Origin of the sequence: Petrimonas sp. (assembly GCF_963921705.1) — a bacterium.
Taxonomy (GTDB): Bacteria; Bacteroidota; Bacteroidia; order Bacteroidales; family Dysgonomonadaceae; genus Petrimonas; species Petrimonas sulfuriphila.
The window spans coordinates 1,451,960-1,477,234 of record NZ_OY997410.1 but is presented as its reverse complement, the minus strand read 5'-3'; the positions used below and the strand labels follow the sequence as shown (position 1 = coordinate 1,477,234).

Sequence of the window (25,275 nt, the reverse complement as noted above, 5' to 3'; positions counted from 1 at the left end):
ATATTGCTTTGTTACACTGAGATTTCTCTCTGATTTTCTACTTTCTAATTCTAACATCTTCTAATATTTTTTCAATTCCTTTACGGATTGAAATCAGTCCGAAGTCAGCCGGACGAAGCTCCCTTTTATCGATAAAAAGCAGATCCGACACGTCATCCATAGGAGTCATCACACTGTCATCAAGCGACTTACACTGGAAAAACAGATCCATCGTATGCACTTCAAAACCCGAATATACGTAAATATTCGGAATTGAAAAAAGGTACTTAGACGAAGTTATCAACAACCCTGTTTCTTCCCGAACTTCCCGGGCAATAGCCTCTTCAGCCGTTTCATACATGTCTACGAATCCGCCGGGCAGGTCGTAAGTGCCCTTTGCCGGATCTTTTGCTCTCTGGGCAATTAGCACTTCACCTTTCTCATTTTCAATTATTGCCACAACAGCAGCCGATGAATTAAAATAATAGGTAAATCCGCAGTCCGTACACTTTTTCGATTTTAAGTTGTTTTCGGAAAAGTTTCCTGAACCGCATTCGGGACAGAAGTGAAATTGATGCAGGGGGTGTTTCATTTCCTCGATATCTCCACAATCCCTGTTTTCGGTAATTCACGGTTCCGTTTTTCTACCGCTTCCACCACATTGTCGGCAAGCCGGGCAAAAGCCATGCCGGTGATACTGTCGGACTGAAGAGCCACGGGTTGTCCATCGTCGCCACCCTCACGAATGGACTGTACGATGGGGATTTGCCCCAACAATGCATACCCATTTTGTTCCGCCAGTTGCTTACAACCGTCTTTTCCGAAGATGTAGTATTTATTTTCAGGTAGTTCAGCAGGGGTGAACCACGCCATGTTCTCGACCAAACCCAGGATGGGGACATTCACCTTCTCACCCGTGAACATACTGATTCCCTTACGAGCATCGGCCAGCGCCACTTCCTGCGGGGTACTTACGATAACGGCTCCGGTAATGGGTACGGTTTGTACCAGTGTTAAATGAATATCGCTTGTCCCAGGCGGAAAATCGATCAGGAAATAATCCAGTTCGCCCCAGTCAGCATCAGTGATGAGTTGTTTAAGTGCGTTGCTGGCCATTGCTCCGCGCCAAACCACTGCATCTTCCTTCTTGACAAAGAAACCGATGGAAAGCATTTTAACCCCATAGTTCTCCACGGGAACGATCCAGTCGCGCCCTTCCATTTTTTCAGTGTAAACGGGCACATCTTCAACACCAAGCATCCGGGGAACCGATGGCCCGAAAATATCGGCATCGAGCAACCCTACTTTGTATCCTTTTTGAGCCAGTGCAATAGCTAAGTTAGTACATACGGTACTTTTACCGACACCGCCTTTTCCAGATGCCACGGCAACAATGTTTTTTACATCGGGCAACAGATCAGGCAATGCAGGCCGCGGTGCCTGTTTCGACTTTACTGAAATATTCCCTTTGATTTGGATCTTCGGGTCGGCATATGTTAAAATTGCCTGTTCCGCCATCTTTACCAGCGATTTAACAAACGGATCGTTCTGTCTTTCAGTGATGAGTGAGAAACTCACTTTCATTCCGTCAATGCGGATATCGTCTTCCACCATTCCAGCAGAAACAATATCTTGCCCCGTTCCCGGGTAACGCACATTTTTCAGTGCGTCGATAATTAATTGAGGATATATAGCCATACTATTTTGTTTAAAATTTTATAGTTGAGCATCACGGCCGAAACTGCGGTATTCGTCTTTTTCAATTTCGATATCCGGTTCCGTCCAGTTATCTTTTCTTGGGCACAGGAAACGGATGTATTTGATGCTTAAACCGCGCGCACGCCATTGTTGTTCATAAAAAGTCTGAATATTTAATACTTTATCGTTAGTCCCGGATCGGTATAAATCATCGGTATCCGCTAAAGCCGCCAGGCCGTTTTCTTCGATCATGGCTTTGGTATAGATGTAGAGGAAATTACTGTCGGTTTTGAGATGAATCACGCCTTTATCCGCAAGAATTTGACTGTAGGTGTTCATAAAGCGAGTGGAAGTAAGCCGTTTATTGATCTTGGACATCTGCGGATCAGGGAAAGTGATCCAGATTTCCGATACTTCATTTTCGGCAAAAAAATGGCGAATCAGTTCGATATGAGTCCGCAAGAAAGCGACATTCGTCAGGTTTTCGCTCAAAGCCTGTCTTGCTCCGGACCACATCCGGGCACCTTTGATGTCAATTCCTATAAAATTTTTCTCAGGGTAGAACTGTGCCAGTCCTACCGTATATTCTCCCTTTCCGCAACCGAGCTCGAGTACTACAGGGTTATCGTTTCGAAAATAATCCGTTTTCCATTTCCCCTTAAGTGGGAAGCCGCCATTTTGTAATGTAGAGAAAGTATATTGAAAAACGTTCGGATAGGTCGCCATATCCGCAAACTTCGATAATTTATTTTTTCCCATTTTCGGTTTTCTCCATATTTCTATATACAAAAATACAAATTTAACTTTAAATACGACAATACATCCCCGTAAACAACCATCCATTTCCAGTATGAAATTGTAAGCGATGCAAACAATCTATTGGCCTTATTTCAATAAACTTCATCAATCCAAATCTTTTTTCCTGTTATTTATTATTTTACTATACAGTTGATTATTAACAAAGTAAAACAGCCTATTTTGAAAGAATACTTTTTATCTTATCTCAATATTTTTTTTTGAAAAAAGTGATAAAGTTTCAATTTATTACTTACCTTTGTCAAGCGGATTACTATAAAATACTCTTTATATTATGAAAGTAAATGACATAATGACACAACTTGAGGCTAAGCATCCCGGCGAGGCCGAATATCTTCAGGCAGTAAAAGAAGTTTTAACTTCTATAGAGGACGTTTACAATCAACATCCTGAATTTGAGAAGGCAGGAATTGTAGAAAGAATTGTGGAGCCTGACCGGATTTTCACTTTCAGAGTGCCTTGGGTGGACGACAACGGAAAAGTTCATGTAAACATTGGTTATCGCGTTCAGTTTAACGGAGCCATAGGCCCTTATAAAGGAGGTATTCGCTTCCATCCTTCCGTCACGTTATCTACACTGAAATTCTTAGGATTCGAACAAACATTTAAAAACGCACTAACTACATTACCTATGGGTGGTGGAAAAGGCGGATCGGACTTTTCTCCTAAAGGGCGTTCTGAAGCGGAGATCATGCGTTTCTGTCAGGCTTTTGTAACCGAACTCTGGCGCGATTTAGGCCCCGACACCGACGTTCCTGCCGGCGATATTGGTGTTGGTGGACGCGAAGTGGGATACATGTACGGAATGTACAAAAAATTAGCCCGGGAACATACGGGAACATTCACTGGAAAAGGGCGTTCGTTTGGTGGATCGCGTCTTCGTCCCGAAGCTACCGGGTTTGGGGCCTTGTATTTCGTGAATCAGATGTGTGAGACCCACAAAATCGATTTGAAGGGCAAAACGGTTGCTGTTTCAGGTTTTGGCAACGTTGCCTGGGGAGCTACGATGAAGGCCACCGAACTAGGTGCCAAGGTGGTTGCCATCTCAGGCCCCGACGGCTATATCTACGATGAAGACGGTATCAACACACCCGAAAAATTCAATTATATGCTGGAACTTCGCAATTCGGGAAACGATGTGGTGGCACCTTATGCCGAAGAGTACCCAAATGCCAGGTTCTTCCCGGGCAAGAAACCTTGGGAATGCAAAGTGGATATAGCATTGCCTTGTGCCATTCAGAACGAACTGAACCTGGAAGATGCAAAAAGACTAAAACAAAATGGTGTTACACTCGTTGCTGAAGTTTCCAACATGGGCTGTACGGCCGAAGCGGTTGACTTCTTTATCGAAAACAAAATTTTGTTCGGCCCCGGAAAAGCAGTAAACGCAGGAGGAGTAGCCTGTTCCGGATTGGAAATGACGCAGAACGCCATGCACATCTCCTGGACAAACGAAGAAGTGGACAAGTGGTTGCATCAGATCATGAGCGAGATCCATGATCAGTGTGTTGCACACGGAAAAGAGGATAATTACATCAATTACGTAAAAGGTGCAAACATTGCCGGCTTTATGAAGGTAGCCGATGCCATGATGGCTCAGGGCGTATTATAAAGATACATCATTAATACTATTTGAAAACCTCAGAAGAGCCGTAAGGATTTAGCCTTGCGGCTTTTTTGCGTAAACCGGCTAACCTTTTTCTATTATTTCTTATCTTTGTCTTTTATCAGTGAACGGACATTATCATGAGCAAAAAATGGCTGATTGCAGTCACCGGAACTTTCACGCACTTGTTGTTGGGAACTGTTTATGCCTGGAGTTATTTTCAAAATCCCATAAGTGAATCTGCAGGCTGGAGCAACGCTCAGACTGCCTGGGCATTTAGTTTATCCATTTTTATGCTGGGAGTTACCTCCGCCTGGGCTGGAAACAAAATGTCGGTCTATGGTCCACGCAGATTGTCAATGATCGGCGGAGCGCTTTACGCCTTTGGATACCTTGTTTCGGGTTTCGCACTTGCCCACCGGTACCTGTTTTTACTCTATTTCGGGTTTGGAATCATGGGAGGAATAGGATTGGGATTAGCTTATGTTGCCCCTGTGGCAACTGTCTCTGCGTGGTTTACTCACAAACAGGGGTTGGCAACCGGGATGGTAGTAATGGGGTTTGGCTTCGGAGCATTGGTAATGTCCAAGTTTTTAGCCCCCCTTTTACTTCAACTATCGGATGGGAATTTGAGTACTACATTTTATTATGTTGGAGCGGTAATGATCGTGTTGATTCCTGTTCTGGCATCGTTTCTGCAACTACCCAAACCGGATAAAACCCATGAAAAGAAGCCGGAGAGAATCTCTATTGCCCGGCATATCCAAAGCAAACCGTTTATCGTTGTCTGGTTAATTTTTGCGATAAATATTGTAGCGGGAATGATCTTTATATCTTTTCAATCACCTCTGTTACAAGATATACTAAAAATGCGGATGTCCGACGGTACAAACTTTTCTGACGGTGAAACGATGGCTTCTCTGGCCGCTGCGGGCGCTACGCTTATTGCTGTCAGTTCTGTTTTCAACGGCATGGGCCGATTTGCCTGGGGCAGTATCTCCGACAAAATAGGCAGGATGTATACTTTCCGGATTCTACTGGCATTACAGGCGGTGATTTTCGGATTGCTTATTCTCGTTCATCATCCGGTTGTTTTCTCTGTTCTGGTTTGCATTGTGTTGTTATGTTACGGTGGCGGGTTTGGCGTCTTGCCATCGTTGACAAAAGATATGTACGGAAGTAAATTGATGCCTTCGCTGTATGGCGCATTCCTTACCGCGTGGAGTATGGGCGGAATTATTGGCCCGCAAATCGTGGCTTTCATGAAAGACAACTATGCAGAGAAGGCCGGCTTGTTTGCCTTTGTTGTGGGCGGAGGGCTGTTGATTGTCGGTTTTTTCACCAGTTTTTTGTATCGAAGAAAAGACGTCATAAATCTTGAAAATTAAAAAACATGACCCCCTTCCTCCTCCGCATAGCACAAGCATTCTATTCCAAATACGAAAATGAGATATATAAACTGTCGTTCGTTTTCCCGAACAAACGTGCGGGGGTTTTCTTTCAGAAATACCTGGCTGAAATTGCAGGGAAACCGGTTTTTTCTCCCCGGATAATTACCATCCAGGAACTGTTTGAATCGCTTTCCGCCTACCGGACCGCCGACAAGACAGAAATGCTGGTAATGCTTTATGAACAATACATTCGTATCGGAAGGTCTGAAGAGCTTTTTGATGATTTCCTCTATTGGGGAGAGATATTGCTTAACGATTTCAACGATGTGGACAAACACCTGGCAGATGCCCGGCAATTGTTCAGAAACATCCACAACCTGAAATCGATGGATGACGACCTGTCCTACCTTACCCCTGAACAGATTAACGCTATACGCCGGTTTTGGACTGCTTTTATGCCCTACGAAGGCAATGAGACCAAGCAGGAATTTATGGAGACTTGGCAGATTCTGTTTGAGTTGTACACGGCCTTTCGCGAAACCCTACACAGGAAAGGATACGCTTACGAGGGAATGTTGTTCAGGGAAGTGGCAGAAAGGGCAAAAGAAAAAGAAGACATTGAACTGCCTTTTTCTGAACTGGTTTTTGTCGGATTGAACGCACTCACACCTACCGAAGTAGAATTGATGAAGTACCTAAGGAACAGGGGTGTTGCCGATTTTTACTGGGATTACGAATCTCCGTTGGTTCGCGATAAAAAAAACCGTTCATCGCGGTGGATTCAGGAAAACCTGTCGCGCTTCCCTTCAAAACTGGAATTCGGCTCAGGCATTCCGAATGCGGAAAAGCCCGACATAAACCTTATCGGCATTCCTTCCGGCGTGGGGCAGGCAAAAACTGTGAACCGTCTGCTTTCACAACTGCTCAATAACAAGAGCATTACCGGGTCCAATGCCGGATTAAACACGGCGATAGTCCTTCCCGACGAAAACCTGTTACTGCCCGTCCTCTATTCCATCCCTCAGGAAATCGAAAAGATAAATGTCACGATGGGGTATTCGTTGCAACATTCATCCGTAGCAAGCCTGACGGAAAGCATTGCCCGGCTGCACCACAACACAAGGACAATGGATGGCGAAACGGCGTTTTATTTCCGGTTCGTACTGTCGGTGCTCAATCATCCCCTGGTGACCCGGATAGCGCCATCCGAAACCGAGGAGTTGAAAGCCTATATCCAACAACACAACCGTGTTATCCTTACGGTTTCCGAGCTTGGCACGCATCCCTTCCTGAAGCTTATCTTCTCACCCATAATGGATTGGACAAAAATCGGAGAATACCTGAAATCGATATTATCGGAAATTTACCGACACCTGACTTCCGAGAAGCACCCGGATGAAGGGGAATTTACGGGCGACACACGTTCCATTGACCTTGAACGGGAATTTATTGTCCAGTATTACAAATCGATAACCCGCCTGCAGGATACGTTATCATCTGTGCAAAACATGTCGATTGACACCTATTTCCGTTTATTTAAGCGATTAACTGAAAACCTCAGCGTATCATTTTCCGGCGAGCCGTTATCGGGTTTGCAAGTGATGGGAGTACTGGAAACGCGCGTGATAGATTTCGAAAACCTGATCATTCTATCCATGAATGAAGGTGTTTTTCCACTTAAAAACGCCACCAACTCTTTTGTTCCTTACACCCTCCGTAAAGCTTTTGACTTACCAACTTACGAGCACCAGGACAGCACATATGCTTACCATTTCTACCGGATGATAAGCCGCGCCAAACGCATTTTCCTCCTCTACGACACACGCACAGAAGAGATGCAGACGGGTGAGGTTAGCCGCTATTTTTATCAGTTGAAATACTTATACAGCCAGCACTTTCATCTGAAAGAAAGCGTAGTTTCCTACAACGTTTCGGCCCCTCATGTTTCTCCGGTCTCGGTTGAGAAAACACCCGAAGTGATGCGTAAGCTACAGAAATTTCGTGCCGGCGGCGACGCCAGCTTATCTGCTTCACTCATCAACAATTATATCAATTGCCCCTTGCAATTTTATTTTTCTGCCGTTGAAAGACTATCCGAAGAAAAGGAAGTGCAGGAGTCGGTAGAGTCCGATGTATTCGGCACCATGTATCATGCCATTATGCAGCACCTTTACAACCGTTACAGGGGCAAGTCGGTCCTGCCGGATACATTGAACGCCATAATCCAAAACGATGATTACCTGACCGACCTGATTGAGCGATCTTTTGCCGAACATTATTTCAAGCAAAAAGATAAACCACGCGCACTCACGGGGCATCATTTCCTGATCGGAGAAATTCTGCGCGATTATGTAAAGCAGACTCTTCGGTTCGACACATCGTTCACACCGTTTGAGTATGTGGATTCGGAATTCGTTTTCAGGTCAATCCACCAGGTTTCAGGTGATTTATCGGTAAATATAAAAGGAAGTATCGACCGGATAGATAAGGTAGCCGGGAGATTACGCATTATTGATTATAAATCGGGGAAAGGCGAATTAAATTTCAGGAATATTGAACAGCTTTTCGACAACACCAAAGTTAATCGCCCCTACCAGATATTGCAGGTTTTTATTTATGCACTTTTTTATAACAGTCCATTACCGGTTTCTCCTGCCGTTTATTACCTGAGGAATATTTTCAGGGAACACAACCCGGCCATTACCTTTGCAGGGGAGCCCATCACCGATATTTCGGTTTATTTATCCGCGTTTACTGAAAAATTAAATGTTTTTCTAGAAGAAATCTTCGATAAAGACATTCCTTTCGTCCAAACACAAAACGAAAAGAACTGCGAATGGTGTGCCTTTAAGGATGTTTGCAGAAAATAACGGAAATTTCTTGAAAACAGTTTGGGAATTATCCTGTTTTCCTGTCCTTTTTTGGATTAAAATAACTGCTTTTGCCCTATAACACTTTCTGGTTTTAAATTTTAAATTTTAACAAAAATGAAAAAAACGAAACTATTATCGAAAGCTATTTCGTTGATGTTGGCTGGAGCCATTTTATTTGCAAGTTGTAGCAGCAGCACCCTTATTCAATCCAGTCCAAGCGGTGCAAAGGTGTACCTCAACGGCGAGTATGCCGGGGTTACCCCATACACACATACCGACACCAAGATTGTTGGAAGCAGCACGCAGGTGAGATTAGAAAAAGAAGGTTATGAAACACTGAATACCGCTTTTTCCAGAAATGAAGATGCCGATGTGGGAGCTATCATTGGTGGGATTTTCTTCCTGTTCCCGTTTTTGTGGACCATGAAGTATAAACCTGTACGCACTTACGAGTTGGTTCCGTCAGGAAATGCTTCACTAACAGGAAGCGACAATATTACAACTGCACAAAAGGGATTGGTAAAAGATGCAAATGGAAATGAATACATTTCCGGTGTGCTGAAAGATTAATCCTCAGTATATACTTACAAAAGAAAAGACAATCTCACCGATTGTCTTTTCTTTTTCTCCTCTTCCACACCGTTGTTTCCAATACCCTGTTTTCGGTAATGCGGGAAGTTTTTCTCACGGTGAGTTCCATGTCAAACGGCTCACGTTCCATCCCAAAATGATTTCCGAGTATCGCTTTCAATCCATCCAGTGTAGTTACAGGTTCTCCGTCCTTCTTAAATCCACCCAGCCACTTTTCGCGCTGCGTCCTCAACAGATCCCAGTTATAAGAAGATACAATAACGAGATAACCTCCATCGTTCACCCGTTCGTGAATGTGCGACAAAAACAAGCCCGGATCACTCAGTTCCTCCAACAGGTTGGGCATAACGATAATGTCGTATCCCGTATAATTGGGTTTCAGATTCATGGCATCGGCCTGCATAAAAAGAAGGCTCCCTTTTCCTTTTTCGAGTCCGAAATCCGATAAGACCACATCGCGAAAATGGACCAGTTCCCCTTCGTCTTTCATCGTATAACGCATGTATCCCTGTTCCTGCAACTGAATGGGAATACGAATCATGCGGGCAGTGAAATCCAGCGCGGTAACATCATTGAAATACTGTGCCAGTTCAAAAGCCAATCGTCCGGTATCAGCGTTCAAGTCGAGAACCCGGCTTTCGGTTTTTCCTTTCGCCACATCCACAACTATTTCTGCAAGACGTTTCGAGAAATTCGTTTCCTGTGAATACGCATCACCCCAATTGTTCTCGCACGATAACGTAACTTCTTCGTCGGTCTCGTAATCAGCGCTTTGAATATTCAGCGGAGCATCCGATTGCACGTAACGGAATCCGGCATGCTGATAAAAATGACGGCGAAAAGCATAACGTGAATGCAACGTAGCTTCATTCCCGGTAGAAATCCATGATCCCCCTTTTATCAGGTTGTGTTTACCATCGAACGTGGGGGTGGAAAAATCATCGTACAAGGGATGTACCTTGAAACCGGGGAAACCGGTGATTGGTGTTTCCGTCCATTGCCACACATTTCCCAGCACGTCATAAAAATCGCCCTGTTGGAATTTATCCACCGGGCAGGGCGACGTGCCATATTCAAGATTAATGTTTCCCGGCGTAGTCTCCCACCCCATTACGTCTTTTAATCCCGAAACCTGATGCAACCTGTACCATTCAGCTTCCGTTGGCAACCGGTAGGCCTGTCCGGTTTTTTCACTTTTCCAGTTACAGAAAGCTTTTGCTTCCAGGTAATTTACTTCAACGGGCCAGTTCCACGGCATCAGCACCTCTTCGGCAACCAACCGTAACCGGTATCCGTTCTCGTCTTTTCGCCAGAAAAGCGGCATCTCTGCTTGTTTAAAGTTTCGCCAGCTCCATCCTTCTTCCGTCCAGTATTTTTCAGCTTCATACCCTCCGTCTTCCATGAATTCCAAAAACTCCCGGTTCGAAGTAAGGTATCTGGCCGCTTTAAAACCGGCAACCTCTTCGGTATAATCTCCGTACTCGTTGTCCCACCCGTAAAAAGGATGATCCTTCGGTTTCCCCAGTTTCATCGTCGCCCCTTCCACATCGACAAGTTCATTTTGCGGAGCGTTTCCCGTCTCCGGGCAACGTTTGCCAAACAAATCCGACACCACCTTATCCAACGGCAATTGCCGGATGAGTACCGAGGATGTTTCCAGGTGAATCCTTTCGTGTTCAATTCCCATCATAATTATCCAGAAAGGACTCTCCCAATCAATAGGGAGCAACAACGGAGCCGTATCGATAATACGAAGTATGGCTTCTTTGGCTTTGTCGCGGTAATGACGTACTTCGGAAACAGGCGGCCAATCGTAATGGTTGTTGTCGAGGTCGTCCCAACTCATCTCATCCACGCCAATGGCAAAAATGGACTCAAATTTCGGGTTAATGCGCCTATCGATAATCTTCCCCAAAAAAAGTTTATTAATAAAGAACACAGCCGTGTGCCCCAGATAAAACAGAATAATGTGGCGTAAGGGATCGCCCCGGTGATAAAATACTTCATCCGACTTTAATTGCGTATAAAGCAGTTCGTCCACAGCCCACGTTTTCAGGAAATATTCCCGAATCTCCCTTCTCTTTTCTTCCGGCATACCGGAACGCAGGTCAATTGTTTTTGTAAGTAATTCTTTCATTTTTTTAAACAGATTAATAGAACCAGGAACCCAGACCGCTTCGCTTTTAGACTTCTTGACTTCTCCTCTTCTCAACTTCTTAATTCCTGTCTTCTTATTTCTTTCGTCATATAGATCTTTCTCATTTCAAATTTCTCATTTTGAGAACGATATTTCGTCTGTATTATGTCCACAACGGGCTGAAAACCCAACTTTTCGTACAACGACAAGGCAGGCTTATTTTCCTCCCAGACCCGTATTACCACATCCGAATAGTTATCTTTCACCCGCTGTAAAAAACTTTCAAACAGTTCAGAGGCAACTCCTTTTCCCCGAAAGTCGGAATGCGTCATTACCTCAGCAATATAAACGGAAGTTTCAACGGGAACCTGCGGACATCTATCACGGGGAAATTCCCTGTCAAACGACAACGGAAACGCGATCAGCACACCTGCCAGTTTACCTTCCGCAAAAGCCATATTCCCCCAACCGTTCCGGAGCATCTCATCCAGCGTGCTTTCGGCTGATTCATGCGGTATATACTGAGCATGTTCGCCTGTCGTAAAAGCGTTTAAATACAAACCAAGGATCTTTTCCCTGAACTTGGGATAATTGAACAAATCCAACCCAAAAACACGAATTTGCAAGGCTTCTTCTTTCATAAATCAACGATTGACTGTTGAACAAACAAACCAGCTACCTTGTTCGATGGATCACCAGCCGCCGACTCTGCCACCGCCGCCGCCCATTCCAGAAAAACCGCCGCCAAAAGAACCGCTGCTCCAGTTTCCACCACCTGAGCCGGATGTCTGCGGAGGAGTTGCTGCGTGATTAACGGTATTCGACAAGGTGCTGTTGAGCATATGTCCAAAACGGGCAGGCTGCAGAACCGTTCCCGTATACCAGGGCGGCTGGTAGGGTTGCGGCTGCTGCATAGAGCTTAATATCGTGCTTTCAAACTTCTCGCCCCAAACATCTTCCATGTCCAATGCGATGGCATAAGGCAATAACTGTTCGAAAATTTCAGGGGTGACCGTTGGCGGATTAAAAAACTGCAATTGCTTTTCTTCTGCCGTATCCATATACATTTTCAATCCTTCAACCTGCGATTGGAGGTAGAGTTTCCGTTCACCCGGACGCTTAATCAGAAAGCCATATGCTATAAAACTAGTGATTATAAGCGGGAGGCCAATAATAAATCCAACAGCGTTTACCGACAGGGAATTTCCAGAAAAGAAAAGCAACAGGCTCAACGACCCGACAACCAATGCGGCTCCCAGGACAAGACCGAACCACCGGATTCTGGATTTCTTCAGTATTCTCCGCAAAATCAGTGATAGAAGTGTCACAACGGGAAAGGACACCAAGGCAACGGCTATAAACGTACCGATCTGATCTGCGGGCTCAAACCTCACAAAGTACAGCAGAGAACTGAAATACAGGATCAGCATAATCCAGGGCAGCACCATAAATTTACGGTTGGCACCTTCTTTCAATACCGGCTTGTATTGTTTGTTGAGATCGTCCCTGAACGAATTCATCAGGTTCGCTATGCCGGAATCATATTCCCCGTCAAGCACCACTTCATCTTCATCCTTGAAAAGGTTCTGCAGAACCGTGCTTTCTTCCCGGGGAAGCATATTATCGTCTTTCTTCGTCCTGATGAGCGTATAGACCCGGTCTTTCCGCCTCAAGAAAGATGACCTTTCGGTTTCTTTAATGCGCAAAAATCCCTTTACGGCCAGGTTCACAATGGAGGGTGTTATCAGGTCATCCCAATATTTTTCTTTGTAAAGCATACCTACGCTTGCGGGAGATAATCCTTCGGGCGGTGAGAATTGTGGAATTACCACAGGCTTCGGCGGATCAATTCCGTATTTCCGCCACGTGAAGAAATAATAAGCAAACAGCAATAAAAAAATAAGGGCACTAACAATGGGCAACCCATTTTTATCGAAGAAAGTGTCCGGGACAGGTTTGGAGTATCCGCTTTTCCGCATCTCCGGCTGACGAACAATACCCTTTGTAAATCCAACGGAGACGGTCAGCATTTCCTGCGGTTCCAGACTGACAGCTTCCAGGTACAACAACCCATCGGGCAACGTGTCGGCCCTGCAGTTACTCTCCGACGACCCGTATCTACCCGTGTAACAACGGTAACTCAACACTTTAGCACCTTCGGGAAGCCGAATAACGGCGCTTACGGTATCGAGTGGATAATCCGACAGCGCATTTACATTCCAGGTTAACTCGTCGTAACCTTCAAAAAAACCGATTTGCCCGGCGGTCTTGTAGTCAAGAGTATATACATGCCAACCGTTATCCAGAAGCACATTCTTGTTGCCAACATAAATCACCCTGTCACTCCCTTCCCGTTCGGTAAAAAAACTTTCCGGCTCCCCATCCCTTTTCACGCTTTCGATATCGTAATCCACAGGCACCTTGTCCCCGTCCTTGTCGGATCGGATCAACGGCAAGGCACGGGTGATCCCACGCTTAAAAATTACCCCTTTAACATATACACGCACATCTTCCCGGACAGAAATGTATCCTGAAGTATCAACCCTCACTTCAGAACGGAACGTATATACCTTTTCTTCCTGAGCAAAACTCGACAAAAAGAAAAGCGCGGTAAAAAGAAAACACAAAACGCGTTGCATTCAGAATTTCACTTGTGGAGCGGTTTTCTCCTGTTCGTTTTCCAATTCAAAGAAAAGAGATTTGGTAAAGTTGAACATCCCGGCAATTATGTTGCTCGGAAATGTATCGATAACAATGTTCTTATCACGGACAGAACCGTTATAGAACCGGCGAGACTTTTCGATATCCGATTCAATAAGGCTAAGCTGGTGCTGCAATTGCATAAAGTTTTCGTTGGCTTTCAAATCGGGGTATTGTTCAGCAACAGCCAGCAGATTCATCAATGCCCGGTTCAGGTCGTTCTCTGCCGTTTCCTGAGATTTCAGGTCTTTTGCGCTCATTGCATGGGCACGCGCCTGCGTCACCTTATTAAAGGTCTCACTCTCGTGCGTGGCATATCCTTTCACCGTTTCCACCAAGTTTGGAATGAGGTCGTACCGTTTCTTCAACTGTACATTTATTCCGCTCCACGCCTCTTCAACAAGTGTTCTCAGCTTAACCAGCCTGTTGTAGATTGAAATGCCATAAAACAGAAAGATTACCGCCAAGGCAAGGAGGACTATTAAAACAACAATTCCTGTTCCCATAATCGATATAATTTAATTGGTTTTAAGTTGATGCGATAAAGGTATATAAATTTTTGTAATCTCTATCGTTACCCCAAACGCAAGCCGGAAGGAATAAATGAACATTCTCGTTAAGTTAAATGGGTAAAGCCAAGCTTGCTTGAGCTGTGGCCATAGCGAGAAAATGTCTCCAAATCCATCCCAAAATAGGCATAAAACAGGACATAAAAAAAATCAAAACAGTTTCTGAATGTTTTCTTAAAAACAAAAATTAATTACACTTGTTCAACGAGTAACAGTTAAATATTTTTTCTTAATTTTGACATCTGCAGAATTGTTCACCATACCACTGAGTAAATTCAGTAGAGCAGTAAACAACACCCAAATAAATTTACAACCGAATAAAAAACTGAATAACCGTATGAAAAATTTTATCTTTCGAAACCCTACCAAACTAGTTTTCGGGAAAGGACAAATTGCCAGATTAAATGAACTGATCCCAGCTGAGGTCAACCTGATGATCACTTACGGAGGCGGAAGCGTCACCCGAAACGGTATATATGACCAAGTGAAAGCCGCGTTAAAAGGCCGAAAATTCATAGAATTTTGGGGAATCGAAGCCAACCCGCACGTGGAAACGTTGCGAAAAGCCATCGAAGTAGGAAAAAGCGAGAACATCAATTACCTGCTGGCCGTAGGCGGTGGATCCGTGCTGGACGGGACAAAATTGATTGCCGCAGGTATTGCATCGGACGAAGACGCATGGGACATCGTGCTGAAAGGTGTTGCTGAAAAACAAATTCCTTTTGCATCCGTCCTTACTGTACCGGCAACAGGATCGGAAATGAACGGTGGCGCCGTTATCACCCGCGCCGAAACCCGGGAGAAATTTGCTTTCGGAGGTGATTATCCGCAGTTTTCCATCCTCGATCCGGAAGTAACCTACTCCCTTTCCAAGCACCAGGTGGCTTGCGGACTTGCCGATGCCTATACGCACGTGCTGGAGCAATACCTTACCACGCCGGGACAATCACGGCTGATGGACAGGTGGGCTGAAGGGGTATTGTTGTCGATCATGGAGATTGCTCCGAAAATAAAGGAAAACCCATGTGATTACGACCTGATGGCCGACTATATGCTGGCAGCGACCCTGGCTCTCAACGATTTTATCCGGATGGGTATTTCGCAGGATTGGGCAACGCATCAGATCGGACACGAGCTTACTGCGCTGCATGGCACTACGCACGGACATTCGCTCGCGATTGTGATGCCCGGCACGCTTCGTGTACTGAAAGAACAAAAACATGAAAAACTCCTGCAGTACGGCGAGCGTGTTTTCGGAATAACGGGGGGTAGTGAACCGGAACGTGTGGACAAAGCCATCGAAAAAACAGAAGAGTTTTACCGTTCGCTGGGCCTGACTACCCGGTTATCGGAAGAAAACATCGGTAACGAAACCATCGAAACCATCGCCAAACGATTTAACGACCGTGGCGTAGCGTTCGGTGAAAACCAAAACGTGACGGGCGACGTGGCACGGGAAATTTTACTGGCGTGCTCATAATATTATACTTAAGCTTCGCAAGCTTTTATAGTTGGAACTAACGCTCGATTTTAACGCAAGATCACGCGGAATGGGTTCCCGCAAAAAAAAGCTGAATATCTAGCTGCTAGTGTACAAGACTAAGAAACTGATGCTTGCGAAAATTGAGTAATATAAATTCTGGGAATGATTATAAAAAATTGCTGTAATTAAAAAATGAAAAAACTACTCCTCTTTTTATCCGTCAGTCTTTTAATCTTCAGGGCTTCCGCAGTAGATGATGCACGCATGATGCGGTATCCCGACATTAACGGGAACCTGGTTGCATTTGTGTACGCCGGCGATATCTGGACGGTCCAAGCTACGGGCGGCGAAGCCAGACGACTCACCTCACATGCGGGAACCGAACTTTTTCCGAAAATTTCTCCCGACGGGAAATGGATCGCCTTCTCGGCAGAATATTCCGGAAACCGCCAAATATGGGTGATGCCCGCTGGAGGTGGAACAGCACGCCAGCTCACATTTTACAATTCCGAAGGCGTGATGCCACCCCGGGGTGGATTCGACAATGTGGTGCTCGACTGGACACCCGACAGCAAACGTGTTCTCTTCCGTGCCAACCGCACCTCCTTCGGGGAACGCAACGGCAAATATTTCACGGTAAGTATCAACGGCGGTTTGGAAGAGCCGCTACCCATTGTGAACGGCGGTTTTGCCACATTATCGCCCGACGGTTTGCAGCTCTGCTTCACTCCGGTCGACCGGGAATTCCGCACCTGGAAACGTTACAAAGGGGGCCGTGCTACTGAGCTGTGGACATACGACCTGACGAACCATACCTCACAACAGATAACGCATTGGGCTGGCAGCGACCAGTGGCCGACGTGGCACGGAGAGTATATTTTTTACGCATCCGATCAGGACACACGCCTGAATATCTGGCGATACAATACGCAAAACAAGGAAAACGTGCAAATAACTCACCACAAGGATTTCGATGTGATGTGGCCATCGGGCCGTAACGGAAAGCTGGTGTACGAGAACGGCGGTTATCTCTATGTACTCAACCTCGCCTCGGGAACTTCCGATAAAATATCCGTTTCCATCAATTACGACAACCCCAACCTATTGCCTTATTTTAAGAACGTGAAAGATTTCGTGGGCAGTTTTTCGCTTTCACCATCGGGGAAGCGTGCGCTGTTCGATGCCCGGGGTGACATCTTCTCCGTTCCGGTAGAAAACGGTGAAATCGAAAACCTCACCCGCACACAGGGCATACGGGAAATTTTCCCGGTATGGTCACCCGACGGGAACAACATCGTTTACTATTCCGATGCCACTGGCGAATACGAAATGTACCTGCTCGAAAACAAGAAAGGCGCTCAACCCAGGCAATTGACAAAAGGTTCGAAAGCCTGGAAGTATACGGCAGAATGGTCCCCAAACAACAAGCAACTGGTGTACAGCGACCGCACACTCAAACTTTGGCTGGTGGATGCCGTTTCCGGTAAACAGACCGTCATTGACGAAGCATCGGCGGAAGAGATCCGTGATTATTCCTTCTCGCCCGACGGCGATTGGGTAGCCTACAGCAAATCATCACCAAACTATCAGTCGGCACTGTGGCTGTACCAGATTTCTACTAGCAAGAAGCATCAAATCACCGACGCTTCGTTCTCCGACGGACAACCGACATTCAGCCGCGACGGAAAGTTTCTCTTCTTCACCTCCAACAGGGACTTCAACCTGGCTTTCAGTAGTTTCGAATTCGACTACCTATACAACAACGCAGGACGCATTTACGCTATACCGTTGCGAAACGACGGTACAACGCTAATCCAGTACAAAAACGATACGGAACCTGTTGGCGGTGAAAAAACCGATTCCGTCCAATCCGGGAACAAGAACAAACCGCCGTTGAACGTTCAAATTGACCTTGAGAACATCCGGAACCGTATCGTGGCGTTACCCGTTCAACCGGGGAATTACCGCATCATAGGCGCAGTGGAGGAAGGATTGCTCTACACTTCCGGCAATAAGATCATGCGCTACCGTATCAACGAGGAAAAAACGGAAGAGATCCTCGACGGTGCAGGCAACGGAACCCTGAGCGCTAATGGAAAATCGTTCATTTACCGCTCCGGCAGTGATTATGCCGTAGCAAAAAACCAGGCCGGACAAAAAGCCGGGGCTAACAAAATCGACTTGACTAACCTGACGATGAAAATTGAGCCGCGTAAAGAATGGGACCAGATTTACACCGATGCTTTCCGCATTTTTCGTGACTATTTCTACGTGAGTAACCTGCACGGAGTGGATTGGGAAAGGATACAAAAGGAGTACGGAGCCCTGTTGCCACACGTTCCCAGCCGCTTTGACCTGGATTATATCCTGAACGAAATCGTGAGTGAAACCAATACCGGACATGCATACGTGGACTGGGGCGACATTGCCAAGGTCGACCGGATAAACGGTGGATTGCTTGGGGCTGAACTAGAAGCTGACCTGTCCGCTAAACGATATGTCATCAAGAAGATATACGCAGGCGAAAACTGGAATGAAAGCCGCCGTTCGCCACTTACAGAAAATGGGATAGACGTAAAAGCAGGTGACTACCTGATTAGTATAAACGGTAAAAATCTCACTACCGATGACAATCCGTATGAATTGCTTGAAAATTGGGGCAACAGGCATGTGGAGTTAACGGTAAACAGCTCTCCTTCGGCTTCGGGAGCAAAAACCCATACCGTGAAAACTATTACTTCCGAGCACGAACTGCGCTATCTGGACTGGGTAAATGAACGCCGCGCCCTGGTGAATAAACTTTCGGGAGGGAAAATCGGTTATATCCACGTGCCCAACACTGCTGTCGAGGGTAACCGCGAGCTCTTCCGGGGGATGTATTCCTACAACGATAAGGATGCCCTCATTATTGATGACCGCTACAACGGAGGAGGGTTTATCCCCGACCGGATGATCGACCTGCTCAACCGCCGCACACTGGTTTACTGGCATCGCAACGGGCTTCCCCAACCGATGAAAACACCCGGAATCGCTCACGACGGGCCAAAGGTTATGCTCATCAACGGATACTCATCGTCAGGCGGAGATGCTTTTCCCTACTTCTTTAAAAAAACAGGAGAGGGGAAACTCATCGGCACGCGTACCTGGGGAGGACTGGTGGGCATTTCGGGTAACGCAGGCCTGGTTGACGGCGGTTATATCTCCGTACCTATTTTCGGTATTTATGACAATAGTGGCGAGTGGATTATCGAAGGAATCGGGGTTTATCCCGATATCGAGGTGGTTGACCGTCCCGAAGCGTTGGCTAAAGGTAACGATCCCGGCATCGAAAAAGCCGTGGAGGTACTGCTCAATGAACTGAAAGAGAATCCACGCAAACCAGTTTCCGTACCTGCTCCTCCCGACAGGTCGAAATGGATTGAAACGGAAATTAAATGACAGGCTGTTCCATTGAAGATAAGAAAGTAAAACTTGAGTCAAGGGGTACAAAATGGCAAAAGTAAGCCTTACATGCATGTGCATGATCCAGGATTTGAAAACTAATAAAGTCCTGGTACAGGACAGGGTTTTAGACTGGAAAGGGATCAGTTTCCCGGCTGGCGGCGTTGAAGAAGGTGAAAGCCTGGTGGAAGCCGCCATTCGGGAGATGAAGGAAGAGACAGGGCTAACGGTATCCAACTTAAGACCGTGCGGGATCGTTCATTGGTACAACGATAAAACAGGCGATCGCCACCTGGTTTTCAATTATAAAACAAGTGACTTCTTCGGAGAGTTGCTCCCTGAAACAGAGGAAGGAAAGGTCTTCTGGGTAACCCCCGAAGAGCTACCCGTTTTAAATTTGTCCGACGGATTTATCGACCGGCTGCCTATGTTTTTTGAGGAGAAAAACACGGAAAGGTTCCAGGTATGGAATGAAAGCGGATACAACCCAGACATCAAATGGTTTTAGACGAAGCTATCCGAATCAACCCCTGCCAACAGGTAGTTAAGGTTTTGGTGCCCATGTCTTAAACTACTTTGTATATTTATTTGTTATAACATTAAACAAAAACTATGGACAAGCGAGAATTTATCAGGAAAAGTATTGCCGGAGCAGTAGCCATCGGCACTTCAGGAGTGGTCTCCACAACGTTTGCCGACACCACGGCCAAACCGAAGAAAACCGGCACAATAAAAAGAAAGCTGGGAAAAACCGGATTCGAAGTTTATCCGGTAGTTTATGGTGGAATCGTATCCATGCAGGACGGACAAAAGGCTTCAGACAACTATGTGGCCTGGGCATTGGACAGGGGGATCAACTACTTTGACGTGGCTCCCAGTTACGGAGATGCGGAAGAAAAGCTGGGTAATTCGTTAAAGCCCTACCGGAAAGACAATTTTCTGGCATGCAAAACCACTCAACGATTACGTGAAGGTGCGGAAAAGGAGTTTGAGAAATCACTGCAATTATTGCAGACCGATTATTTTGATGTATATCAACTACATAGCATCAGCACGCCGAAAGATACGGAACAAATTTTCGGACCAGACGGTATTATGGAGATGGTAGAAAAAGAAAAACAACGCGGACGGATCCGCAAAGTAGGTTTTTCGGCACACTCGCAGGAGCAGGCTATCCGGGCCATGTCGATGTACGACTTCGACACGATCATGTTCCCCACCAACTGGCAAATGATTAAATTAGACGGATGGGGAGCCGGAGCTGTAAACGAGGCAAAAAGGCGAGGAATGGGCGTTTTGGCTATTAAAGGATTGATCCACCGCCGTTGGATGGAAGACGAGAAACAGGACTCCAGATACCAGAAATCGTGGTGTAAACCCATCGATGTGGAAAACCGGGAATTTGGTATTGCAGCCCTGAAATTCACCTTCCAGGCAGGGGCAGACGTAATTATTCCACCGGGCGATTTTCGTAATTTCTCGTTCTGTGTAGACAATATCGAAGAAATCCTGGACAGTCCTTTAACGAAAAAAGAAAAAACATTGCTAGACAATGAATTTCTGGCCGTAAAGGATTATCCGTTCTTCGACCCGAGGACATAAACAAGGAACCGTTACGAAAAACGGCTCCAACAAAAGAATTCGATTTCATCAGACTATTTGAGTCGCCTTCGATCCTCGATTTTCAATTTTGCGCTCGGCAAATCAAATAAATTTGCTCTGCTCTCGCTTAACGAAATAGTTCATATTCATTAGGCATTTTTTCGCTATGGCAAAGCCCAAACGAGTTTGGCTTTACTCATTTAGCTTAACAAAAATGCGGGTATAATTTAACATTAAAGATCACAGGTAATGAAACATTTTAAATTTGCAGCGATAATTTCGCTGGCATGGTTTTTTGCGTCAGCCTCCTGCGTTGAACAAAAGGATAGCGATGGAGGGGATATCGACCAGACACCGACGGAGCAAGAACCTCAGGCGGGGACATTGCCTCCGGTAGAGACAGGGAAAGCCAATACAAATTACAAGCCCGCGTTTGAAGGGCAAACCCGGATTGCAGGGGTGAAAACAACCACTCCCTACGAAGCTAAGGTTATTGCAAGCGGATTGGCGAGCCCCTGGGCTGTCACTGCCCTTCCTGACGGGAGGTTAGCCATCACTGAAAAAGGAGGCACAATGCGCATAGCCACCACTGAGGGTACAGTCAGCCCCCCCATCTCCGGATTTCCTGCCGTTGACGACAGGGGCCAGGGAGGGTTGCTCGACGTAGCTCCGGCTCCCGATTTTGAGGCCAGCAGGATGCTTTACTTTACCCTTGCCGAAAAGACAACGCAAGGATCGCTTACAGCAGTGGGTAAGGGCAAGCTCTCTGCTGACGAAACAACCATCGAGAATTTTCAGATCATTTTCAGGGCCGTTCCATACTTCGACAATAGCATGCACTTCGGAAGCCGCATCGTTTTTGACAAGCGTGGAAATATTTTCGTTTCCACCGGTGAACGATCGGATTTGAGAACAAGGCCCAATGCACAATTACTCAATACCGGACACGGGAAAGTAATTCATATCACCACCGAAGGGAAACCGGTTGCCGGTAATCCGTTTATCAATACAGAAGGTGCATTGCCCGAGATTTACTCCTATGGGCATCGAAATCCACAAGGACTCGACATCCATCCGCTTACCCAGGAACTCTGGTTATCGGAAATGGGGCCGCGAGGCGGTGATGAAATCAACCTGGTCAAACCCGGCAAAAATTACGGATGGCCAACCATCACGTATGGAATTGAATACAGCGGTGCTGCCATCAGTGGTGGAGCTACGCAAAAAGAAGGACTGGAACAGCCGGTATATTATTGGGATCCTGTCCTCTCTCCCAGCGGAATGGCATTCTATTCTTCCAGTGCAATTCCAGAATGGCAGAACAACCTGTTTATAGGTGGGTTGAACAGCAAATACATAGCCCGAATAGTCCTGAAAGACAATAAAGTTATCGGTGAAGAAAGACTGCTCGCCGGCGAAAATCAACGATTTCGAGATGTCGGCGATGGAAAGGATGGAGCAATTTATGCCGTTACCGATGAAGGCCGGCTGTACCGGATTGCGAAGAAATGAAACAACCCGGAACAGCGGGCAATAAACCAGACAGATTACTGATTTGCAGAATTATAATTAATCATCCAGTAGACTCCAAATTTATCTTTCAAGCTTCCGAAATAATCACCCCAAAACTGGTCAGCCATAGGCATTTCCACTTCACCGCCTTCCGACAAAGCTCCGAATAAACGGTCAGCCTCTTCCCTGCTTTCGGGAAAGAGGCTGATATAGTTATTATTCCCCTGAACAAACGGTTGCCCCGGAAACACATCAGAACCCATTAAAAGATCATTTCCGACAGGAAGTGCTACGTGCATAATCCTGTTTTTGGCTTCTTCAGGTATTTCCATGCCGGGGATGTCTTTCATTTTGTGAACATCTCCCAGAAATTCACCGCCAAAAACAACTTTATAAAAACGAAATGCTTCTTCGCAAGTACCGTCAAAATTGAGGTAAGGATTTAATTTAGCCATAATTTTTTTGATTTTTAAATTGTTACAAACTTGTGATGCAATGGATCATTACTACTCACCACGCAATTCCGTAATCCTCGCCGTGGTTACTGCTTCCACCGCGCATAGTCCCGTTCTTCCGGTCGAAATAAATGGCATTCACTGGTCCGCTTGTCCGATCAGAAAACTGCAGCATATATCCCATTGCCGTTAACTCCTGACGGGTCGGACCGGGCGTTTGTGTGTTGAGTAAAATCTGCCCTGCCCTGGGACTACGATCTTCAGTTCTTGTGCCGCCCAGCGACAACCACAACTGGTTGGAGTTGATATTTGCTGCTTCAGCCGCCTGCTGCGTATTCATTCCAAACTCCACTATATTCAGGAAGAACTGCAACAGGTTTTGTTCTTGTGTATCTCCACCCTGTACGGCAAAAGCCAGAAACGGCTTTCCCTCCTTCAACGCCAGGCTGGGTGTAAGCGTAACCCTCGGACGTTTTCCAGGTGCCACCACGTTGAATGGGTTAAGTGATTCGTCGAGAACGAAACTCTGCATCCGCTGGCTCAACCCTATTCCTGTGCTTCCGGCGATGCAGGCAGGAATCCATCCACCGGAAGGTGTGACCGAGACCACCCATCCTTCAGCGTCGGCAGCTACTATTGAGGTTGTTCCCCGATGTAACCTGTCCTGATAAAGGGAGTCCATCTCTGAGAGCGAAACGACATCGTGCTTGGGAACAAAATCCCTGTCTTCTACCGGGTCCCGGTCAAATCCGCGTTCCTTCAGAGTCTTTATAAATGGATTTTTCTTTCCTTCGAACGGATACGGGTCCCCGGGCCCAACCGACGGGTTATTTTTATCATGCCACATTTCGGACGCCCGCTTTCTGGAATATTCCTTGCTCAATAATCCTTTGATGGGAATATCGGGATGAACATAGGGATCACCGTAATAGAAATCACGATCCGCAAAAGCCATGTTCATGGCCTGATAAACCGTGTGAATATACTTCGGGCTGTTATACCCCATTTGCCTTAAATCGAAGTTTTCCAGGATGTTCAGGCTTTGCAGCATTGCCGCTCCTTGCGTCCACGACTGCAGCTTGAACACATCTATTCCCTTGTAATTCGTGTGCAGGGGTTCTTCTTCAACAGGCTTCCAGCGGGCCAGGTCTTCCATCGTAAACAGCCCTCCCTGTTCTCGTACGCTCCGAACAATCTCCGCTGCAATATCTCCTTTGTAGAACCTGTCGTAAGCGGCCATTATGGCCTCCTTCCGGCTTATACCTTCTTTCAGGGCCTGTTGCTCTGCGTCAACAAGTTTTTGCAAGGTCTCCGCCAAATTCTCCTGAACAAAAATCTCCCCCGACACCGGCGTTTCTTTTTCTTCACTCGGTCTGGTGATAAAAACCTTTTTGCTGTATTTCCACTGTGACAATCGTTCTTTGTCCCTCGAGACGCTGGTTTCGAAAGGGACATCAACCGGGAATCCTTTCGCCAGCTCAATAGAAGGAGCCAAAACATCCTTCAGGCTCATCGTACCGTAGTTGGCAAGCATATAACACAAACCGCCTGCCGTACCGGGTGTGACGGCAGCCAACGGGCCGTATTCGGGAGGGAAATCACACCCCTGATCTTTGAAGAAACCGGCGGTAGCTCCCGTAGGTGCAACGCCAAGGGCATTTATAGCGATCACCTTTCCCGTTTTTGGATTGTAGATCAAGGCTTGCGTCTCGCCACCCCAGCTTAGCACATCCCACAACGTGCAGGTAGCTCCCAACATAGCACAGGCGGCATCCACCGCATTACCACCCTGCTGAAAGATCATGGCTCCTGCCGAGGCTCCCAGGCTTTTTCCGGTGATGGCCATCCAGTGTTTCCCGTGTAATTCCGGCTTCTGGGTACGCTGCGCAGAAATGGCCATCGTTACCAAGAGAGAAAAAAAGATTATTCTAAACTTCATTTTCGAGATAGTCCTTCAGTCCTTGCAAAATATCGTTCCATCCGGCAGTGTAGCTTTCCGCAGTGAAATATTTGCTGCCCTCATCGAGAAAACTTTCGTTCCCCTCGTGTGTAAGGATCACGGTAGTGGTCTCCTCTCCGGGAATAAGCTCCCAGGTAAGCGTGGAAGTTCCCTCACTATGTCCGGGATGCTCCCAGGTATGTCTCAGTTTTTCGTTAGGGATCACTTCGAGTATCTTGAATAAATGACGGAAACTATGCTCTCCGGCTTCATCGGTAAAAGAAACAATGAAGTCGAATACGGCACCTTCCGTCGCTTCAAAATTCGAAATACTGAAATACCAGTTTCGCATTTCTTCCGGTTGCGTCAGTGCGTTCCACACTTTATCAACGCTTGTGTTTATTGAAATTTGCTTTTTATACATACGATTGTTCAGATAAACGGTTAAACACCTCAAAAAAATATCATCAAATTTCTATATTG

19 protein-coding genes are annotated in these 25,275 nt (G+C 46.2%); 9 read left to right on the top strand and 10 right to left on the bottom strand.

Translation table 11 applies throughout. The features are described from left to right. Nucleotides 1-37 precede the first annotated feature (37 nt). From AACM02_RS06145 to trmB, 3 genes are read right to left on the bottom strand one after another with little or no spacing between them, the layout of a single operon-like run. Nucleotides 38-571, bottom strand: coding sequence for an NUDIX domain-containing protein (locus tag AACM02_RS06145; RefSeq protein ID WP_339116391.1), 534 nt, complete (start codon nt 569-571; stop codon nt 38-40). Beyond that, nucleotides 568-1,677: an Mrp/NBP35 family ATP-binding protein gene (locus AACM02_RS06140; RefSeq protein WP_339116390.1), complete on the bottom strand. Its 1,110-nt coding sequence runs from the start codon at nt 1,675-1,677 to the stop codon at nt 568-570. Before AACM02_RS06140 ends, AACM02_RS06145 begins: the two co-directional genes overlap by 4 nt. Nucleotides 1,678-1,695: 18 nt before the next feature. Further along, complete coding sequence (gene trmB, locus AACM02_RS06135; RefSeq protein WP_214063683.1) at nt 1,696-2,436, bottom strand: tRNA (guanosine(46)-N7)-methyltransferase TrmB; 741 nt, start codon at nt 2,434-2,436, stop codon at nt 1,696-1,698. 331 nt (nt 2,437-2,767) lie between these two features. Here trmB and gdhA point away from each other — a divergent pair, with 331 nt between their 5' ends. The 4 genes from gdhA (at nt 2,768) to AACM02_RS06115 (ending at nt 8,933) form a co-directional block, all read left to right on the top strand. Next, complete coding sequence (gene gdhA / locus AACM02_RS06130) at nt 2,768-4,105, top strand: NADP-specific glutamate dehydrogenase (protein ID WP_214062563.1); 1,338 nt, start codon at nt 2,768-2,770, stop codon at nt 4,103-4,105. Between the two features lie 134 nt (nt 4,106-4,239). Continuing rightward, on the top strand, nt 4,240-5,487 hold the full coding sequence (locus AACM02_RS06125) for an OFA family MFS transporter (protein WP_339116389.1): 1,248 nt from the start codon (nt 4,240-4,242) through the stop codon (nt 5,485-5,487). A gap of 5 nt (nt 5,488-5,492) precedes the next feature. Then, complete coding sequence (locus tag AACM02_RS06120) at nt 5,493-8,360, top strand: PD-(D/E)XK nuclease family protein (protein WP_339116388.1); 2,868 nt, start codon at nt 5,493-5,495, stop codon at nt 8,358-8,360. Nucleotides 8,361-8,477: 117 nt separating this feature from the next. Beyond that, on the top strand, nt 8,478-8,933 hold the full coding sequence (locus tag AACM02_RS06115; RefSeq protein WP_214024874.1) for a PEGA domain-containing protein: 456 nt from the start codon (nt 8,478-8,480) through the stop codon (nt 8,931-8,933). Nucleotides 8,934-8,967: 34 nt separating this feature from the next. Here the strand turns inward: AACM02_RS06115 and ovoA are convergent, their stop codons facing one another. The 4 genes from ovoA to AACM02_RS06095 form a co-directional block, all read right to left on the bottom strand. Further along, nucleotides 8,968-11,091 carry a 5-histidylcysteine sulfoxide synthase gene (gene ovoA, locus AACM02_RS06110; RefSeq protein ID WP_339116387.1) on the bottom strand — a complete coding sequence of 708 codons (2,124 nt, stop codon included), beginning with the start codon at nt 11,089-11,091 and terminating at the stop codon, nt 8,968-8,970. 71 nt (nt 11,092-11,162) lie between these two features. Further along, nucleotides 11,163-11,732: a GNAT family N-acetyltransferase gene (locus AACM02_RS06105; protein WP_332456270.1), complete on the bottom strand. Its 570-nt coding sequence runs from the start codon at nt 11,730-11,732 to the stop codon at nt 11,163-11,165. Between the two features lie 51 nt (nt 11,733-11,783). After that, nucleotides 11,784-13,730 (bottom strand): DUF2207 domain-containing protein, encoded by a 1,947-nt coding sequence (locus tag AACM02_RS06100; protein WP_339116386.1) that lies wholly within the window; start codon nt 13,728-13,730, stop codon nt 11,784-11,786. Next, a complete protein-coding gene (locus tag AACM02_RS06095; RefSeq protein ID WP_332456268.1) occupies nt 13,731-14,297 on the bottom strand; it encodes a LemA family protein in 567 nt (188 codons plus the stop codon). Nucleotides 14,298-14,697: 400 nt separating this feature from the next. Here AACM02_RS06095 and AACM02_RS06090 point away from each other — a divergent pair, with 400 nt between their 5' ends. From AACM02_RS06090 to AACM02_RS06070, 5 genes are all read left to right on the top strand, one after another. Next, nucleotides 14,698-15,840: an iron-containing alcohol dehydrogenase gene (locus tag AACM02_RS06090; protein ID WP_332456267.1), complete on the top strand. Its 1,143-nt coding sequence runs from the start codon at nt 14,698-14,700 to the stop codon at nt 15,838-15,840. A 195-nt stretch (nt 15,841-16,035) separates the two neighbouring features. After that, nucleotides 16,036-19,281 (top strand): PDZ domain-containing protein, encoded by a 3,246-nt coding sequence (locus AACM02_RS06085; protein WP_332456266.1) that lies wholly within the window; start codon nt 16,036-16,038, stop codon nt 19,279-19,281. Between the two features lie 52 nt (nt 19,282-19,333). Then, a complete protein-coding gene (locus AACM02_RS06080; RefSeq protein ID WP_214061954.1) occupies nt 19,334-19,792 on the top strand; it encodes an 8-oxo-dGTP diphosphatase in 459 nt (152 codons plus the stop codon). A 104-nt stretch (nt 19,793-19,896) separates the two neighbouring features. After that, the gene (locus tag AACM02_RS06075; RefSeq protein WP_339116385.1) at nt 19,897-20,886 is read left to right on the top strand and encodes an aldo/keto reductase; all 990 of its coding nucleotides are present in this window, start codon (nt 19,897-19,899) and stop codon (nt 20,884-20,886) included. A 249-nt stretch (nt 20,887-21,135) separates the two neighbouring features. After that, complete coding sequence (locus tag AACM02_RS06070) at nt 21,136-22,398, top strand: PQQ-dependent sugar dehydrogenase (protein WP_332456263.1); 1,263 nt, start codon at nt 21,136-21,138, stop codon at nt 22,396-22,398. A 35-nt stretch (nt 22,399-22,433) separates the two neighbouring features. Here AACM02_RS06070 and AACM02_RS06065 read toward each other — a convergent pair whose 3' ends face one another. From AACM02_RS06065 to AACM02_RS06055, 3 genes are read right to left on the bottom strand one after another with little or no spacing between them, the layout of a single operon-like run. Then, nucleotides 22,434-22,853 carry a VOC family protein gene (locus AACM02_RS06065; RefSeq protein ID WP_214062025.1) on the bottom strand — a complete coding sequence of 140 codons (420 nt, stop codon included), beginning with the start codon at nt 22,851-22,853 and terminating at the stop codon, nt 22,434-22,436. Between the two features lie 55 nt (nt 22,854-22,908). Continuing rightward, nucleotides 22,909-24,792: a gamma-glutamyltransferase gene (locus AACM02_RS06060; protein ID WP_339116384.1), complete on the bottom strand. Its 1,884-nt coding sequence runs from the start codon at nt 24,790-24,792 to the stop codon at nt 22,909-22,911. Continuing rightward, the gene (locus AACM02_RS06055; RefSeq protein ID WP_214062011.1) at nt 24,782-25,216 is read right to left on the bottom strand and encodes an SRPBCC domain-containing protein; all 435 of its coding nucleotides are present in this window, start codon (nt 25,214-25,216) and stop codon (nt 24,782-24,784) included. The genes AACM02_RS06060 and AACM02_RS06055 overlap by 11 nt, the downstream gene beginning before the upstream one ends. Nucleotides 25,217-25,275 lie beyond the last annotated feature (59 nt).

What these genes read in the sequence shown, in the direction of transcription:
- AACM02_RS06125 (WP_339116389.1), top strand. Translation starts at nt 4,240, where the DNA reads ATGAGCAAAAAATGGCTGATTGCAGTCACCGGAACTTTCACGCACTTG.
- AACM02_RS06080 (WP_214061954.1), top strand. Translation starts at nt 19,334, where the DNA reads ATGGCAAAAGTAAGCCTTACATGCATGTGCATGATCCAGGATTTGAAA.
- AACM02_RS06060 (WP_339116384.1), bottom strand. Translation starts at nt 24,792, where the DNA reads ATGAAGTTTAGAATAATCTTTTTTTCTCTCTTGGTAACGATGGCCATT.
- gdhA (WP_214062563.1), top strand. Translation starts at nt 2,768, where the DNA reads ATGAAAGTAAATGACATAATGACACAACTTGAGGCTAAGCATCCCGGC.
- AACM02_RS06145 (WP_339116391.1), bottom strand. Translation starts at nt 571, where the DNA reads ATGAAACACCCCCTGCATCAATTTCACTTCTGTCCCGAATGCGGTTCA.
- AACM02_RS06105 (WP_332456270.1), bottom strand. Translation starts at nt 11,732, where the DNA reads ATGAAAGAAGAAGCCTTGCAAATTCGTGTTTTTGGGTTGGATTTGTTC.
- AACM02_RS06055 (WP_214062011.1), bottom strand. Translation starts at nt 25,216, where the DNA reads ATGTATAAAAAGCAAATTTCAATAAACACAAGCGTTGATAAAGTGTGG.
- AACM02_RS06095 (WP_332456268.1), bottom strand. Translation starts at nt 14,297, where the DNA reads ATGGGAACAGGAATTGTTGTTTTAATAGTCCTCCTTGCCTTGGCGGTA.
- AACM02_RS06085 (WP_332456266.1), top strand. Translation starts at nt 16,036, where the DNA reads ATGAAAAAACTACTCCTCTTTTTATCCGTCAGTCTTTTAATCTTCAGG.
- trmB (WP_214063683.1), bottom strand. Translation starts at nt 2,436, where the DNA reads ATGGGAAAAAATAAATTATCGAAGTTTGCGGATATGGCGACCTATCCG.
- AACM02_RS06115 (WP_214024874.1), top strand. Translation starts at nt 8,478, where the DNA reads ATGAAAAAAACGAAACTATTATCGAAAGCTATTTCGTTGATGTTGGCT.
- AACM02_RS06065 (WP_214062025.1), bottom strand. Translation starts at nt 22,853, where the DNA reads ATGGCTAAATTAAATCCTTACCTCAATTTTGACGGTACTTGCGAAGAA.
- AACM02_RS06090 (WP_332456267.1), top strand. Translation starts at nt 14,698, where the DNA reads ATGAAAAATTTTATCTTTCGAAACCCTACCAAACTAGTTTTCGGGAAA.
- AACM02_RS06100 (WP_339116386.1), bottom strand. Translation starts at nt 13,730, where the DNA reads ATGCAACGCGTTTTGTGTTTTCTTTTTACCGCGCTTTTCTTTTTGTCG.
- AACM02_RS06075 (WP_339116385.1), top strand. Translation starts at nt 19,897, where the DNA reads ATGGACAAGCGAGAATTTATCAGGAAAAGTATTGCCGGAGCAGTAGCC.
- AACM02_RS06070 (WP_332456263.1), top strand. Translation starts at nt 21,136, where the DNA reads ATGAAACATTTTAAATTTGCAGCGATAATTTCGCTGGCATGGTTTTTT.
- AACM02_RS06120 (WP_339116388.1), top strand. Translation starts at nt 5,493, where the DNA reads ATGACCCCCTTCCTCCTCCGCATAGCACAAGCATTCTATTCCAAATAC.
- ovoA (WP_339116387.1), bottom strand. Translation starts at nt 11,091, where the DNA reads ATGAAAGAATTACTTACAAAAACAATTGACCTGCGTTCCGGTATGCCG.
- AACM02_RS06140 (WP_339116390.1), bottom strand. Translation starts at nt 1,677, where the DNA reads ATGGCTATATATCCTCAATTAATTATCGACGCACTGAAAAATGTGCGT.